14 protein-coding genes and 1 pseudogene are annotated in these 15472 nt (G+C 64.6%); 6 read left to right on the top strand and 9 right to left on the bottom strand.

Annotation, left to right across the window (positions count from 1 at the left end; genetic code table 11):
- A partial coding sequence (locus AYJ54_RS45910; protein ID WP_245329340.1) for an OmpA family protein occupies positions 1 to 1154 on the top strand: 1154 nt, incomplete at its 5' end.
- A 79-nt stretch (positions 1155 to 1233) separates the two neighbouring features.
- On the opposite strand, the gene argG is transcribed toward AYJ54_RS45910, so the two are convergent.
- From argG to AYJ54_RS45880, 7 genes and pseudogenes are all read right to left on the bottom strand, one after another.
- Complete coding sequence (argG, locus tag AYJ54_RS45905) at positions 1234 to 2571, bottom strand: argininosuccinate synthase (protein WP_063709137.1); 1338 nt, start codon at positions 2569 to 2571, stop codon at positions 1234 to 1236.
- A gap of 94 nt (positions 2572 to 2665) precedes the next feature.
- Positions 2666 to 2776, bottom strand: a pseudogene (locus AYJ54_RS53340) (phosphatase PAP2 family protein); the annotation flags it as partial.
- Position 2777: 1 nt separating this feature from the next.
- Positions 2778 to 3447 (bottom strand): phosphatase PAP2 family protein (locus AYJ54_RS45900; RefSeq protein ID WP_245329339.1); only part of this gene is annotated, 670 nt, incomplete at its 3' end.
- Between the two features lie 278 nt (positions 3448 to 3725).
- Positions 3726 to 4220, bottom strand: coding sequence for a hypothetical protein (locus AYJ54_RS45895; protein ID WP_063709131.1), 495 nt, complete (start codon positions 4218 to 4220; stop codon positions 3726 to 3728).
- Positions 4221 to 4410: 190 nt separating this feature from the next.
- Complete coding sequence (gene rlmN / locus AYJ54_RS45890; RefSeq protein ID WP_063709129.1) at positions 4411 to 5613, bottom strand: dual-specificity RNA methyltransferase RlmN; 1203 nt, start codon at positions 5611 to 5613, stop codon at positions 4411 to 4413.
- Positions 5614 to 5798: 185 nt separating this feature from the next.
- The gene (locus AYJ54_RS45885; protein ID WP_063709127.1) at positions 5799 to 6434 is read right to left on the bottom strand and encodes an invasion associated locus B family protein; all 636 of its coding nucleotides are present in this window, start codon (positions 6432 to 6434) and stop codon (positions 5799 to 5801) included.
- A 115-nt stretch (positions 6435 to 6549) separates the two neighbouring features.
- The gene (locus tag AYJ54_RS45880) at positions 6550 to 7389 is read right to left on the bottom strand and encodes an SDR family oxidoreductase (RefSeq protein WP_063709125.1); all 840 of its coding nucleotides are present in this window, start codon (positions 7387 to 7389) and stop codon (positions 6550 to 6552) included.
- 256 nt (positions 7390 to 7645) lie between these two features.
- Here AYJ54_RS45880 and AYJ54_RS45875 point away from each other — a divergent pair, with 256 nt between their 5' ends.
- The 3 genes from AYJ54_RS45875 to AYJ54_RS45865 all read left to right on the top strand — a co-directional run bounded on the left by AYJ54_RS45875 (position 7646) and on the right by AYJ54_RS45865 (position 10992).
- Positions 7646 to 8620 carry an NADPH:quinone oxidoreductase family protein gene (locus AYJ54_RS45875; protein WP_063709123.1) on the top strand — a complete coding sequence of 325 codons (975 nt, stop codon included), beginning with the start codon at positions 7646 to 7648 and terminating at the stop codon, positions 8618 to 8620.
- Positions 8621 to 8955: 335 nt separating this feature from the next.
- Positions 8956 to 9807: a hypothetical protein gene (locus AYJ54_RS45870; RefSeq protein ID WP_063709158.1), complete on the top strand. Its 852-nt coding sequence runs from the start codon at positions 8956 to 8958 to the stop codon at positions 9805 to 9807.
- A gap of 18 nt (positions 9808 to 9825) precedes the next feature.
- Positions 9826 to 10992, top strand: coding sequence for a TAXI family TRAP transporter solute-binding subunit (locus AYJ54_RS45865; RefSeq protein ID WP_063709121.1), 1167 nt, complete (start codon positions 9826 to 9828; stop codon positions 10990 to 10992).
- Positions 10993 to 11160: 168 nt separating this feature from the next.
- Here the strand turns inward: AYJ54_RS45865 and AYJ54_RS45860 are convergent, their stop codons facing one another.
- Together AYJ54_RS45860 and AYJ54_RS45855 are read right to left on the bottom strand one after the other, a co-directional pair.
- On the bottom strand, positions 11161 to 11550 hold the full coding sequence (locus AYJ54_RS45860) for a YkvA family protein (RefSeq protein WP_063709119.1): 390 nt from the start codon (positions 11548 to 11550) through the stop codon (positions 11161 to 11163).
- An 88-nt stretch (positions 11551 to 11638) separates the two neighbouring features.
- Positions 11639 to 11941, bottom strand: a complete 303-nt coding sequence (locus AYJ54_RS45855) for a 4a-hydroxytetrahydrobiopterin dehydratase (protein WP_063709117.1) — start codon at positions 11939 to 11941, stop codon at positions 11639 to 11641.
- Positions 11942 to 12091: 150 nt separating this feature from the next.
- Here AYJ54_RS45855 and AYJ54_RS45850 point away from each other — a divergent pair, with 150 nt between their 5' ends.
- Positions 12092 to 13537, top strand: a complete 1446-nt coding sequence (locus AYJ54_RS45850; RefSeq protein ID WP_063709115.1) for a TAXI family TRAP transporter solute-binding subunit — start codon at positions 12092 to 12094, stop codon at positions 13535 to 13537.
- 191 nt (positions 13538 to 13728) lie between these two features.
- Positions 13729 to 15276, top strand: coding sequence for an alkaline phosphatase D family protein (locus AYJ54_RS45845; protein WP_063709113.1), 1548 nt, complete (start codon positions 13729 to 13731; stop codon positions 15274 to 15276).
- The last annotated feature ends 196 nt before the right edge of the window (positions 15277 to 15472 follow it).

Here is a 15472-nt window from a genome sequence, read left to right as displayed (position 1 = left end):
CCCGGCCCACGCCTCCCGTCGGCGCAGCGGCGCCGACTGTCGTCCATGGCACGGCAGCCGCAGCGCCCCCTCCCGACAGGGCCCAATACGCTCCGCCGACGGTTGCGCCGGCCTTCCGGGCCGCGCCCGCGGTCGCAGCGCCACTGCCACCACCGCCGCCACCGCCGCGGCGTGACCTGACGCCCCTTGCTGTCGGTGCAGGCGTGGTGGCCGGCGCCGTGATCGGCGCGACCATCGCCGACCTCGCCAACCAGCGACAGGAGGTCGTCGAAGGCGGCCGCACCGTCTACACCGAGCCGGACCGGATTATCATCCGCGACCCGAGCGGGCAGGAGTACGTCCGCGGCAACGATCTCTATCGCTTCCGCTATGGGGCCCGCGACATCCGCAGCGAGACGATCGGCGGCGAAACCCGTACCGTCGTGATCCGTCCCGACGGCAGCGAGGTAATCACCGTGGTCGATTCGGACGGTCAGTTGCTGCGGCGAATCCGCAGGGACCCCGGCGGGCGCGAGATCATCATCATCGACAACAGCTACCGCGATCCGCGCGCGGTCGGCGGCTTCTATGTCGACGTGCCGCCTCCGGTGGTCAACATTCCCTACGATCGCTACATCGTCGACGCCGCGGATGCGTCGCCTGACGTGATCTACGAGACCATGGAGGCGCCGCCGGTGCAACGGATCGAACGGCGCTACTCGCTCGACGAGATCCGCTACAGCCCCAACGTCCGCATGCAGATGCCGAGCATCGACGTAAACACGATCAATTTCGACACGGGATCGTGGACCATCCCGCCGGACCAGGCTGCGAGGCTGCAAGCGATCGCCGACGGCCTCAATCGGGCGATCCAGCGCAACCCGCGCGAGGTGTTCCTGATCGAGGGGCACACCGACGCGGTCGGCAACGACGTCGACAATTTGTCGTTGTCGGACCGCCGTGCGCAGGCCGCGGCCGAATTGCTGACCCAGCAGTTCGGTGTGCCGGCCGAGAACCTGACCTCGCAGGGCTACGGCAAGCAGTATCTGAAGGAGCAGACCGATGGGCCGAGCCGGATCAACCGGCGCGTCACCGTCCGTCGCATCACGCCGCTGCTCAACGGTGGCCAGGCCTCGCTGCCGCCGCCCCCGCCCGGCACCGCACCGCCGCGCTGAGGCGAAGCACACAAATGCAAATGGCCGGGAGCAATCCCGGCCATTTCTGTTTCAGGTCGTAGGGTGGGTTAGCGAAGCGTCAGCCCTTGTCGCTCTCGAGCCTGAAGATCTGCGAGCCTTCGCTGCCCGAGAGCAGGCCGGTGTCCGTGTAAAGCTTCAGCTTCGTCCGCGTGTCGGCGATATCGAGATTGCGCATGGTGAGCTGGCCGATACGGTCCGCCGGCGTGAACGCGGCGTCTTCCACCTTCTCCATGCTGAGCCGCTCCGGCGCATAGGTGAGGTTCGGGCTTTCCGTATTCAAGATCGAATAATCGTTGCCGCGGCGCAATTCGAGCGTCACCTCGCCGGTGACCGCGCGCGCGACCCAGCGCTGCGCGGTCTCGCGCAGCATCAGCGCCTGTGAGTCGAACCAGCGGCCCTGGTAGAGCAGACGGCCAAGGCGCAGGCCGCTGATGCGGTACTGCTCGATGGTGTCTTCGTTGTGGATGCCGGTGACGAGGCGTTCATAGGCGATGTGCAAGAGCGCCATGCCCGGCGCCTCATAGATGCCGCGGCTCTTGGCCTCGATGATGCGGTTCTCGATCTGGTCGCTCATGCCGAGACCGTGGCGGCCGCCGACGACGTTGGCTTCGAGGAACAACGCTAAGGGATCGGCAAAGGTCTGGCCGTTGAGCGCTGTGGGCTGGCCCTCCTCGAAACGCACCACGACCTTCTCGGCCTTCACAGTGCAGTCGTCGCGCCAGAATGGCACGCCCATGATCGGATTGACGATCTTGATGCCGCTGTCGAGGTTCTCGAGATCCTTCGCCTCGTGCGTGGCGCCGAGCAGATTGCTGTCGGTCGAATACGCCTTCTCCGCACTCATCTTGTAGGCGAAGCCGCTCGCGGTCATGAACGCCGACATTTCGGCGCGGCCGCCGAGCTCGTCGATGAACTGCTGGTCGAGCCAGGGCTTGTAGATGCGCAGGCCCGGATTGGTCAAAAGGCCGTAGCGGTAGAAGCGCTCGATGTCGTTGCCCTTGAAGGTCGAGCCGTCGCCCCAGATGTTGACGCCATCCTCCTTCATCGCGGCGACCAGCATCGTGCCGGTCACGGCGCGGCCGAGCGGCGTGGTGTTGAAATAGGTGATGCCGCCGGTCGAGATGTGGAACGCGCCCGACTGGATCGCGGCGATGCCTTCATGGACCAGCTGTGTGCGGCAATCGACGAGCCGCGCCTTCTCGGCGCCGAAGTCCATCGCCTTGCGCGGGATCTCGTTGTAGTCGGCTTCGTCAGGCTGGCCGAGATTGGCGGTATAGGCGAACACGCGGGCGCCCTTCTGCTTCATCCAGAGCAGCGCGGCGCTGGTGTCGAGCCCGCCCGAGAAAGCGATGCCGACTTTTTCTCCCTTGGGCAGGCTTTTCAGGATCGTGGTCATGGGGCTTCCAATCGGGTCTCAAAGGGCTGATGTCGGTTGCGGTTTGACCTGCGCGAATATCAAATTTCCCGAGCAGGGGCACGCGTTTAATGGCTTATGACGACGGCACGGGGCCGGTTTTGCCGCCGAACAGGCGCTGGCGAAGCCGGTAGGCGGGCCAGGCCAGCCGAGTCAGCGCGGCATCGACGGCCTCGTCCGAGAGGCGNGGCGGGTCCGCGGCCAGCGGTAGATCAGCGCAAAAGCCAGCCAGATCACGACAAAGGTGACGAGGCCGGCAATCGCCACATCGGTAAAGAAGTGACCACCGAAGGCCATGCGGAGCCCGCTGGTGACGGCACCGAAGACCACAGCCCCGGCATAGGCGAGCGGCCGCCACGCCGGCGGGGCGAGAGCGGCCGGCGCCAACGTCCAGAATGCGGTCGCGCCCTCGCCGGAGAAGAAGGAGCAATTGCGCGCACAGTCGCCGCGCGGATCCCACCACGGCACGAACTGCTGGTCGCCGGCGAACTCGGTCACGACCACCGGGCGAGGCCGTCCCCAGTAGGACTTGAAGGTGAGATTGGTGAGGATGCCGGCCGACAGTGTCAGCGTCGCCAGCAGGAAGATCATCGCGCGTCCTGAGACCATCAGCGGCCGGTCGGGACGGATCAGCTTGACCACCAGCGCAACAAGCGAGGGCAGCGCGAACGCCCAGGCGATCCACATCGCGGCGTCGCGTGCAAAGCCGGCATAGCCGTTCAGCTTGAGCGGAAAGGTTTTGGTGTCGGGATCGAAGAACAGCGAGGCGAGCTTGAGATCGAGTTCGGGATAGAGGCCGAAGACGACGCCGATCACAAGCCACAGCGCCAGGGCGATGAAGAGTCCGGTTCGGTTCATGGCGCGCGGTTTAGCGGAGCGGGGAGGAGATGAAAACCCCGGAATCCGTCGTCGCAAGCAACGCGGAATCTGTTGAAGCGCCATGCTTCCACAATGTCGTCCCGGACAAGCGAAGCGCCGATCCGGGACCCATAACCCCAAGGAGAAGTTTGGCGAAGACTCGTGGTTACCAGCTCGCACCATAACCCCTCCCTGGGGTTATGGGTCCCGGCCTTCGCCGGGACGACACCGAAGATGCGGCGCGGTGCTTCGCATCGCTCCGGCATAACCGCGCGCTGTCACGGCGCATCCGGCCGCGACTGAGATGGCAGTGGCGGAGGGGGCTTGCGCGGGGGCGGCGGATGGCGCCAGGCGCCGGCGTTGCGGCCGGCGATCATCCAGTAGACGACGCCCGCAACGATGCCGGCGCCGGTCATGATCTCCAGGTGGCGCCGCACGATGCCCTCGAACTGCATGGTCTCGGGATGGAAGGGAACGAGGCCGAGATAGCAGGCCAGCCCGACGAGGCCGCCGCCGACGGCATAAGCGAGCACGCTGCGGATGTAGAGCGCCTCGGTGATCGCAACGATCACCAGCGCCGGCACCAGGGCAAAGCCCGAGATGAAGATGAAGCCGAACCCGAGCACGATGTCGATCGCGCCTTCGTCGACGGGGCCGGCGCCGAGATCGGAGAATTCCGGAAACAACAGCGCACCGACCACGATCATGCCGCCCACCAGGCATGAGGCGAGAAAGCCGATGAAGATCACGACGAGGCGGGCGATCAGTGCCATGACGCAAACAAGATGCTGACCAACGGTGTCGCCACGCTCATAATCGTCATACCCGGAGCTCGCCGTCCGAAGGACGGCGTCGCTTCCGCTTGCCTATGCCCGGGCATCCACGACCTTCTTGCTTGCCTGTAGCTCGCCGTGGATGGCCGGGTCAGGCCCAGCCATGACGAGCGTGGATGTGATCGCCATCTCAATCCGTCATCGCCATGGCGCGCAGCGCCTGGCGTTCGCGGGCCGAGAGTTTTTCGGTCTCCGACTTGAGCTGGCCGCAGGCCGCCAGGATGTCGCGGCCGCGCGGCGTGCGCACCGGCGAGGAATAGCCGGCGTTGAAGATGTATTCGGAGAATTTCTCGATCTGATCCCAGTCCGAGCATTCATAGGCCGTGCCGGGCCAGGGATTGAATGGAATCAGGTTGATCTTGGCCGGAATGCCCTTGAGCAGCTTCACCAGAAGCTTGGCATCGTCGAGCGAATCGTTGACGCCCTTGAGCATCACATATTCGAAGGTGATGCGGCGCGCGTTCGAGGCGCCGGGATAATCGCGGCAGGCCTGCAGCAGCTCCGCGATCGGATATTTGCGGTTGAGCGGCACGAGCTCGTTGCGTAGCTCGTCACGCACCGCATGCAGCGAGATCGCGAGCATCACGCCGATCTCGTCGCCGGCGCGGACGATGTTCGGCACCACGCCCGAGGTCGACAGCGTGATGCGACGGCGGGAGATGCCGATGCCTTCATTGTCGCCGACGATGAGCAGCGCATCGCGCACCGCATCGAAATTGTAGAGCGGCTCGCCCATGCCCATCATCACGATGTTGGTCACGAGGCGCGTGCCGTTCTCGCGATCGGCCCAATCATTCAGGCGATCGCGCGCCACCATCACCTGGCCGACGATCTCGCCGGCGGTGAGGTTGCGCACGAGGCGCTGCGTGCCGGTGTGGCAGAAGGCGCAGTTCAGCGTGCAGCCTACCTGGGACGAAACGCACAGCGTGCCGCGATCGGTCTCGGGAATGTAGACGCACTCGACTTCATGCGCCTTCTCGACATTGTCGCCGCTCGGCAGCCGCAACAGCCATTTGCGGGTGCCGTCGTTCGAGATCTGCTCGGCCACGACCTCGGGCCGCTCGACGGTGAAGCGTTCCGAGAGTGAGGTGCGGATGGTCTTCGAGATTGACGTCATCTCGTCGAAGGTTTTGGCGCCGCGGAAGTAGATCCAGTGCCACAGCTGCTGGACGCGCATCTTGCGCTGGCTGGGCGCAACGCCGATCTCGCCGAGGCGATCGGCGAGCTCGCTGCGCGACAGGCCGATGAGCGACGGCTTGGCCGGCGGCACATAGGTTTCGAGCGGAGTCTTCTCCACCAGCGTTGCGTTGTGCGGCTCAGTCGTCGACTGCATTGAATGGACCTGGAAGTTATCTTGGTCGTTCCGGGATGGTCCGAAGGACCAGACCCGGAACCTCGAGATTCTGGGTTCGATGCTTCGCATTGCCCCCAGAATGACAGAATATGGGAAGCGTATAGCGCTAATGGCGCCTCTTATATAGCAACCGATGCCGCGATTGCGACTAACGGCGTACAGCCTTACCGCCGGCAGTCCTGGGCGATCCGGTCGAGCGCCTGGGCGAGGCCCTTCAGCGAGAAGGTGTCGGTCGTCTCTGTGCCCTTGGCCGAGACGCCCTTGACCACCAGATCGGCAGATTTGCGCATCGCCTCGACCATCCGCTCCTCCTCGGCCGCATTCTTGATCCAGAGGCCGTCGCCTTGCGTGTACATCGCGTAGGACGCGCCGCCGACTTCCAGCGTCGATTCCGAGCCCGGCTTCAGCGCGTAGCCGATCATGACCGAGACTTCGTTGTTCACCTTCTCCGCCGGGCGGGTCGAAACAAAGGCATAGGCCGGGTCGCGAGGACGATTCGGCGGATTGGTCTTCGACGACGAGGGTTTTGCCAGCGCGAAGCAGACTTTCTTGCCGTTGGGCGTGGCCGAATAGGCTCCCCAGGTGCCGAACTGGCCGATCAGGGTCGGCTCGGCACCGCCAGCAACCGCCGCGGGAGGCGCCACCGGTTTACTCTCAGGCTTGGCCGCCGTCTTTGCCGCCGGATTCGCCGGCTTTGCCGCCGCTTTCGGCGCCGGTTGGGCCGTCTGCGCCCGCGCGGAACCGGAGATTCCGCATGCCGCCACGCCAGTCATCAAAGCCAAAAAAAGCACCCGCCACATGGCCCGAGTGGTTCCCTCAATATTGTGACTGGAAGATGGCCCGCTTGAGTCGTGTCCCCAGGCAGGGATAACCGGGAAAGCCTAATTTGGGAAGGCAGTTAGCGCCGGAACGCGGCTAGCCCCTGGCGCGAGCGGCGCGCTGTTCGGCCCATTGTGCGTCGGTCCAGCGCAACAGATCCTCGGCGCCGGAACTGCGCAGGTGCGCGCCGCCGTCGATCACCACCATCTCGCCATTGATGTAACCCGCGTGGTCCGAGACCAGAAAGCTGGCGAGATCAGCCAGTTCGCTGTGCTCGCCGGTGCGGCCGAGCGGATTGCGCGAGGCCCAGCCCTCGTCACGGCCCTCCGGGCGCAACTGTCCGGAAGCGCCGGCGGTCGGGAACGGCCCCGGTGCGATCGCGACGGTGCGGATGCCCTTTGGGCCCCATTCCACCGCAAGACTTTTGGTCATCGCCAGCACCGCCGACTTCGCCATCGCGGACGGCACGGTGAAGGCGCGGCCGGTGATGGTCGACGTCGAGAGGATCGAGAGCACAACGCCGTTATGCTTGCCCTCGATCCAGCGCCTGCCGGCCGCGAGCGTGCAATACATCGCGCCGTGCAGCGTCGGAGCCAGGATCGCATCCGCGGCGCGGAACGACAGATGCTCGCTCTGCGCAATGAAGGTCGCGGCAGCATTGTTGACGAGAATATCGAGCGGCGCCTCGCGCCAGATCGCGTCCATCATATCATCGACGGCAGCACCTTGACGGATGTCGCAGGCGATCGTGGTGATCTTGCCGCCGGTCTGCTCGCGCATCTCCGTCGCAGTCGCCTCAAGTCGGTCGAGCTTGCGGCCGCAGATCACGAGCTCAGCGCCGAGGATGAGGAAGCGGCGCGCCATCGCGGCGCCGAGGCCGGAGCCGCCGCCGGTGACGAGGATGCGCTTGTCCTTGAGCAGACCTGTTTCAAACATCGTTTGAATCCCTCCTTCGATGCTCCCGTCATTGCGAGCCAGCGGGTCCGCGCAAAGCGTGGCCCGATGACAGGCTCCACGAAGCGATCCGGACTATTTTCCACGGCACGGATTCTGGATTGCTTCGCTTGGCTCGCAATGACGCGAGGATAGGCTCACGCGCAGTATTCGGCAAAGAAACCGGATTGTCGCCCGTGCCTAAATCCGGCAGAAACGAGCAAACTATAATTCCATCCTGAAACGCTTAGGTGCCGCCATGAAAGCAATCCTCTGCACGCAATATTGCCAACCGGACGATCTCGTTCTGGCGGACGTGCCGGATCCGGTGGCCGGACCGGGCGAAGCGGTAATCGCGATCAAGGCCGCGGCGCTGAACTTTTTCGACATCCTGATGATTCAGGGCAAGTACCAGATCAAGCCGCCCTTCCCGTTCTCGCCGGCAGCGGAAGTCGCGGGCGCGATCGAGAGCATCGGGCCCGGCGTCACTGATCTCAAGGTCGGCGACCGCGTCGTTGCATCCTGCGGCCACAATGGCGCGCGTGAGAAGATCGCGCTGCCGGCCGCATCGATCGTGAAGATTCCCGACAATCTCGACTACGACCGCGCCGCCGGCATCATCATCATCTACGGCACGGCGCTGCATGCGCTGGAAGATCGCGCGAGCCCGAAGCCCGGCGAGACGCTCGCAGTGCTCGGCGCGGCCGGCGGCACCGGCCTTGCCGCCTGCGAGCTCGGCAAGCTGATGGGCCTGAAGGTGATCGCCTGCGCCTCGTCGGATGAGAAGCTCGCCTTCGCGAAGGCGCATGGCGCCGAGCTCACGCTCAACTATGGCAAGGAAGACCTGAAGGAAGGCCTGCGCAAGCTCACCGACGGCAAGGGCGTCGACATCATCTTCGATCCCGTGGGCGGCGCTTATGCCGAGCAGGCACTGCGCTCGATCGCCTGGGAGGGCCGCTTCCTCGTGATCGGCTTTGCCGCCGGCGACATTCCGAAAATGCCGCTGAACCTCGCGCTGCTGAAAGGCTGCGACATCCGCGGCGTGTTCTGGGGCGCATGGACGCGACTCAACCCGGCGAAGAACCGCGCCAATCTCGAGAAGCTCGTGAAGTGGACGGCAGAAGGAAAGATCTCCTCGCATGTCGACCGCACCTTCCCGCTGGCACAGACGGCGGATGCGCTGAAGGTGCTCGCCGGACGCCAGGCCATGGGCAAGGTGATCCTGCACCCTTGAGTTCGTGCGCGCCTTCGTGGCGACACTTTCGGTACTCTCGATGTCGTCATGGCGGCCCAGGCCATGACGACATCTTCATGACAGGGGGTCGGAAGTCGCCGCCGCAATACTACGCTTCAGCGTTCCTGAGCCACCACCGCCAAAATTATGGTGAATTTCGCCCCCTCGCCCCAATTAAACCCAAAAATTTCCCGATTCGCGCAAACCGCTGACGTCTTTTGGGCTGATTCAAATTGCGATTTACGGGTTCCAGTTTGCTGGGGCGCTTCTGGACAAAAGCAAGAAGACTGAAGTCGGGAATGCCCCTGCGTTGCGTAGTAATGGGGAGCATCACCATGGAGACGACGGCCTATCGTCTGTCCAGCGAGTCGAGAGCGCTCGACGCCGATCAAACCGCATCATATCCGCCCGCCGCGTCCTATATCCGCACGCGTGCCAGACGGGCCGATCTGTCACCGGACGATCCGATCCCACTCTTCCTGTCCGATCCGCTGAGCGCGCCGGATCCGCGGGAGTTCGAGCCACTCGTGTTGCAAACCAGAGCCAGGATCCTCCCGCGCGTTCTCGCCGCCGTTCTGGGTGTGTCCGCCGCGGCGATTTTGGTCACGCTGTTTCAGCCCGACGTTCGGAGCCTCATCGCCGCTAATGCCAGTGCTTTAATGAGCGCGGCTCCGGCCCAGGCTGTGACTGCGGCCAATCCACCGGCCGCACTGCAAACCCCGCTCAAAGATCCGACACGCGTGGCCAACACCACGCTGGCGAGCGCAGATACGCGGGATGTGCCGGCACCGTCGACGCCGAGCCGCGAGGCGATCGCGACCGCCTACCAGACCGCGCTGCAGGCCCAGGCACCCGCTCCCGTCGCGGCACAACCTGCGCCTGCGTCTCCTCCGCCCGTTGTCAAGACACTCGACGCCGACACGCTGGCCGGGCTGATGGCGCGCGCGAAGAGCCTGCTGGGCGTCGGCGACATCGTCGCGGCACGCCTCCTGCTCGAACGCGCGGCATATGCACAGGATGCAACGGCAGCGTTTATGCTGGCGCAGACCTATGACCCGGCGGTGCTCGGCACCAAGGACACGCGGAGCATTACCCCCGACCTGACGGCCGCGCGCGACTGGTACCAGAAGGCCGCGGCGCTCGGATCGGCGGAGGCGCGGCAGCGCCTTGCCCAATTTCAAAATTAGAACTCGTTAGGGGATATCATGCGTTTTGCTTCGAAAATGGCGCTTGCCGCCATCATGACCGTGTGTGCCTTTGCCGCCCGGGCCGAGCAGGCCGAATACGATCCGGCCAAGGTCTCGGACAGCCTGAAGGCCATCTTCCAGTTCGGATCGACCTCGACCAAGCAGGCGCTGAACGCCAATACCGTCACGCTGATCACCGGCACGATCGGCGGCACCTATGTGCAGTTCGGCGCCGACCTCGCCTCCGTGCTCGACGATGGCAACAAGATCCGCGTGCTGCCGATCGTCGGCCGCGGCTCGGTGCAGAGCGTCGCCGACATCCTGTTCCTGCAGGGCGTCGATCTCGGCGTCGTGCGAGCCGACACGCTCGACTATCTCGAACGCAAGGGCTTCGCCAAGGACATCAAGAAGCAGTTCACCTACGTGACGAAGCTCTACAATGAAGAGATGCAGGTGATCGCGCCGAAATCGGTCGCGACCCTCAAGGATCTCGAAGGCAAGACGGTCAGCGTCGACCTGCCCAATGGCGGCACCTTCGTCACTGCGCTCACCGTGTTCGAACGGCTCGGGATCAAGGCGAACTTCGTCTACGTCGAGCAGCGGATCGCGATGGAGAAGCTGAAGGCCGGCGAGATCGATGCCGTCATCGTCGTCGGCGGCAAGCCGTACAAGTCGGTCTCGACCTTCAGCAATGACGGCCGCTTCCATCTCGCGGGCGTGGACTATGCAAAGCCGCTCCAGAGCGACTACCTGCCCGCGACACTGACGTCCAAGGACTATCCCAACCTGATCAAGGACGGCGAGAGCGTGGACACGATCGCGGTACCTGCGGTGCTTGCGGCCTACAATTGGGCGCCGAACACCGATCGCTATCGCAAGCTTTCGCTGTTCGTGGACGCGTTCTTCACGAAATTCCCGTCGCTGCAGAACCCGCCCTTCCATCCCAAGTGGAAGGAGGTTTCGCTCGCAGCGCCCCTCTCGGGCTGGAACAGGTTGCCGGTGGCGCAGCAATGGCTCGACCGGCACGGTGTCGAGCCGGTGACGCGGCAGCGCTTCGAGGCCTTCCTGAAACAGAATCCGGCGGCCGCGAGAGTGTCCGACGCGGACAGGGAGACGCTGTTCAAGCAGTTCCAGGCCTGGGACGCGGAGAATGCGCGGGCGCAGGCGAAGCCGGAGAAGAAGTAAGAACGTCGCTGCGGATTCCTGGCGAGAGAGATCCACAAACATGCTGTCATCGCCCGCCTTGTGCGGGCGATCCGGTATTCCAGAGACAGTGTGAGGATACGGAGAGGCCGCGGCGTACTGGATTCCCCGCCTTCGCGGGGAATGACAGCAGAGTACGTCGCGCGCGGGTTACTGCGTGGCTTCCGCCTCCGCCTGGCCCACACCGCGCTTCAGCGCGGCGCGAGCGGCTTCGCGATGCTCCGGTGTGATGTGGCTCGCGACCAGACGAATGGCGGTGGCGAGCACGGCGGCGTCATCGGTGAAGCCGAGCATCGGCATCACGTCGGGGATGAAGTCGAACGGCAGGATGAAGTAGGCGAGGGCGCCGAGCAGCGACGCCTGCACGTGGCGCGGCGTCTGCCTGTCGAAGGCGCAATAATAGGCGGCAAGCAGATCCTCCGCGAACGGCAGCCGCGCCGCGACATGCTTCAGCTTTCGCCAGAAGCGGCGGCGCACGCTCTCACGATCCTCCGCGAGCCGATCGGCCGGCTCGAAGCCGACGCTGTGTTCGGCGGCCATGCTCAAACTCCCCGTTCAGCCCGGCGCGGCGGATGGCCGCACGCAGTGCTGATCACAAGATGGGGATGCCACCGCACCCTACAAGACGTCAGCCAGGTGTAAGCTTGGCGATGGCGTTCATGGTCTTAGCGAGTTCGATGTCGAGCGCCGTGACGCCGCCGGCGTCATGGGTCGCCAGCACCACCTCGACGGTCTTGTAGACGTTGCGCCATTCGGGGTGGTGATCCATCTTCTCGGCGACGAGCGCCGCGCGCGTCATGAAGCCGAAAGCCTCGTTGAAATCCTTGAAGACAAAGGTCTTCCCGATCGCCTCGCGCCCGCCGACCTCGACCCAGCCCGGTATCCCGGTCAACGCCTGCCTGCGCGCCTCCGCCGATAGCCGCTCCGCCATGATCGCCTCCGTGTTTCAGGGGAACTTTACCCTAACACCCTGCTGACGCCGGGGTTCATACGGGTTTCGTCCATCCGCTAACCATGACGGAGATGTAACCCCGCCGGACAAGAAATTTGCTACAATTACGGGCGTAAATCGCCGGCCAAGATGAAACTGAGCCTCAAGCGCCTGACTGGGAAATCGATGACCGGGGGTCTCGACCTGGCCGAAACGCCCACTCCGCCCTCGCCGCGATCGGCAGCGCGGAAGACGATGCTCGTGTCCCTGGCCTTGGTGCTTGCAATCATCGGCACACTCGTCGGCGGCTACTATTTCGCGATGCGGCCGGTGACGCTGAAGATCGCGGTCGGTCCCGCCAACAGCGATGACGTGAAGGTCGTCCAGACGCTGACGCAGGCTTTCGCGCAGAGCAAGGGCTATGTGCGGCTGCGCCCGATCCAGACCGACGGCGCGACTGCGAGCGCAGACGCGCTCGCGGCAGGCAAGGCGGATCTCGCCATCGTGCGCGGCGATCTCGACGTGCCGAAGAACGCGCAGGCCGTCGCGACCTTGCGCAAGAACGTCGTGGTGCTGTGGGCCGTGCCCGGCAAGGGCAAGAAGAAAGGCGCCAAGATCACCAAGGTCGCGCAGCTTGCCGGCCATCGCGTCGGCGTGGTCGGCCGCACACAGGCCAATGTCAACCTGCTCAAGGTGATCCTCCAGCAATACGGCGTCGATCCCGCAAAGGTTGAGGTCGTGCAATTCCCGGCCAATGAGGTCGCCGAGGCGATCAAGACCCAGAAGGCCGACGTCTATCTCGCGGCAGGTCCGGTCAACAGCAAGATCACGGCGGACGCGATCGCAGCATCGGTCAAGGAGGGCGGCGCGCCGACGTTCCTCGCCATCGATTCCGCGGATGCGATCGCGCAGAACCATCCGGCTTACGAATCCGCCGAGATTCCTGCGGGCACCTATGGCGGCTCGCCCGCCCGTCCTGATGACGAGGTCAAGACGATCAGCTTTTCCCACCACATCGTGGCGCGCAAAGGCCTGTCGGATACCACCGTCGCGGCCCTCACCCGACAGCTCTTTGCCGTACGTCAGCAACTGGTCGCGGAATTCCCGCTGGCCGCGAAGATCGAAACGCCCGACACCGACAAGGATGCCGTGATCCCCGTGCATCCGGGTGCCGCCGCCTTCGTCGACGGCGAAGAAAAGACCTTCCTCGACAAATACAGCGATTACATCTGGTGGGGCCTGATGGCGCTCTCCGCCATGGGATCGCTCGGCGCCTGGTTCGCGGGCTATTTGAGGAAGGACGAGCGCGACAACAACAGCCATTTGCGCGAACGGCTGCTCGACATGATCGCCGCCGCGCGGAAGAGCGAGACGACCGAGGAGCTCGACCAGATGCAGGCCGAGGCCGACGATATCCTGCGCGATACGCTGCGCTGCTTCGATCATGGCGCCATCGATGACGGCCCGCTCACGGCATTCAACATCGCGCTCGAGCAGTTCCACGCGGCAGTCGCCGACCGCAAGGCGGTGCTGCTCAGCCTGCCGCAGAATCTGCAACGCGCCGGCGCGCAATTCCGGGCCGCCGGCAACGCGTAAGCACTTGCACGCGTAATTGCTGCGTCACATTGTCCCAATATAGCTGGACTGAGCGACATTCTTCCGATGTCATTCCGGGATGCGCGAAGCGCGAACCCGAAATCACGAGCATAAGAATCGACGGAAACCAGGTGTGCCATCTCGCGGAATGACGGTGCACCTTGCGACCTCAGCCTCGAAACGAACCCGCCATGACCATCAAATTCTCCCGCCGCCGTTTCCTCTCCACCAGCGCCGGTGCGCTTGGCGCGATCGCGATGCCGCATCTGTCGCGTGCCGCCGACCGGCCGGCGATCACCCATGGCGTTCAGTCCGGCGACGTCACCGTCGACGGCGGCGTGGTCTGGGCGCGCGCTGACCGCCCGTCGCAAATGCTGGTCGAGGTGGCGACCACGGAATCTTTCAAGGACGCCCGCGCGCTGCCGCCGATCGCGGCGCTGCCCGAGAGCGACTTCACCGCAAAAATGCTGCTGGAAAACCTTCCCGCGGGCCAGGACATCTTCTACCGCGTCCGCTTCCGCGACCTCTCCCACACCGCGATCGAGGGCGAGCCGGTGATCGGCCGCTTCCGCACCGCGCCCGCCGACCGCCGCGACGTCAGCTTCGTCTGGGGTGGCGACGTCGCCGGCCAGGGCTGGGGCATCAATCCCGATGACGGCGGCATGTTCACCTTCTCGGCCATGCGCAAGCACCGACCGGATTTTCTCCTGCATTCCGGCGATACCATCTATGCCGACGGCCCGATCCAGTCCGAGGTCAAACTCGCCGACGGCAAGATCTGGAAGAACGTCACGATCCCCGAGAAGGCCAAGGTCGCCGAGACGCTGGACGAGTATCGCGCCGCGCACAAATACAATTTCACCGACGACAATGTCCGCGCCTTCAATGCCGAGGTGCCGGTCTTCGTGCAGTGGGACGATCACGAGGTGACCAACAACTGGTCGCTGTCGAAGGAGCTGCCGGCTTCCTACAAGGAGCGCAACATCACGCTGCTTGCGGCCCGCGCCGCGCGCGCCTTCCACGAGATGTATCCGATGCGCGAGAGCATCGTGGAGCCGGGCCGGGTCTATCGCCAGATCTCCTACGGCCCGCATCTGGACGTGTTCGTGCTGGACGAGCGCAGCTATCGCGGCCCCAACGGTCCGAACCAGGAGACGGCCTATGGCCCCGCGGCCTACTTCCTCGGGCCGGATCAGATGGCGTGGCTGAAGCGCGGCCTGCTCAACTCGCGCGCGACCTGGAAGGTGATCGCCTCCGACATGCCGCTCAGCCTGATCGTCTATGACGACGCCGCCAACAAGAAGGGCTCGGAAGCCTTCGCGCAAGGCGATGGTCCGCCGCGCGGCCGCGAGCTCGAGATCGCCGACCTCCTGCGCTTCATCAAGATGGCGCCGATCAGGAACACGGTGTGGCTGACCGCGGACGTGCACTACGCCGCTGCGCACTACTACGATCCGAACAAGGCGCAATTCCAGGACTTCGAGCCGTTCTGGGAATTCGTTTCGGGCCCGCTGCACGCCGGCACCTTCGGTCCGAACGAGCTCGACAACACCTTCGGTCCCGACGTCCGCTTCATCAAGGCACCCGGCCTCGACAAGCAGAACCTGCCGCCATCCGCCGGCATGCAGTTCTTCGGTCACGTCAGGATCGACGGCACCTCCGGCCAGATGACGGTGACCTTGCGCGACCGCGCCGACGTTGCGCTGTGGTCGACCACGCTCGACCCCACACCGGCCTGACGCCGCAGCACCAAAGCGTCGCGAGACTAAAGGGCTGTCGATTGCCTACGTTCACCTCTCCCCAGCGGGGAGAGGTCGGATTGCGGAGCAATCCGGGTGAGGGGCTACAACGCTCAAAGGAGGCCTTACCCCCTCACCCGGACCGCATCTTCGATGCGATCCGACCTCTCCCTACGGGAGAGGTGAACTGCGTCCA

Source organism: Bradyrhizobium centrolobii (assembly GCF_001641635.1).
GTDB classification, from domain to species: domain Bacteria; phylum Pseudomonadota; class Alphaproteobacteria; order Rhizobiales; family Xanthobacteraceae; genus Bradyrhizobium; species Bradyrhizobium centrolobii.
Note: the sequence above shows the minus strand (reverse complement) of the source record. Positions and strands in the feature narration are given on the sequence as shown.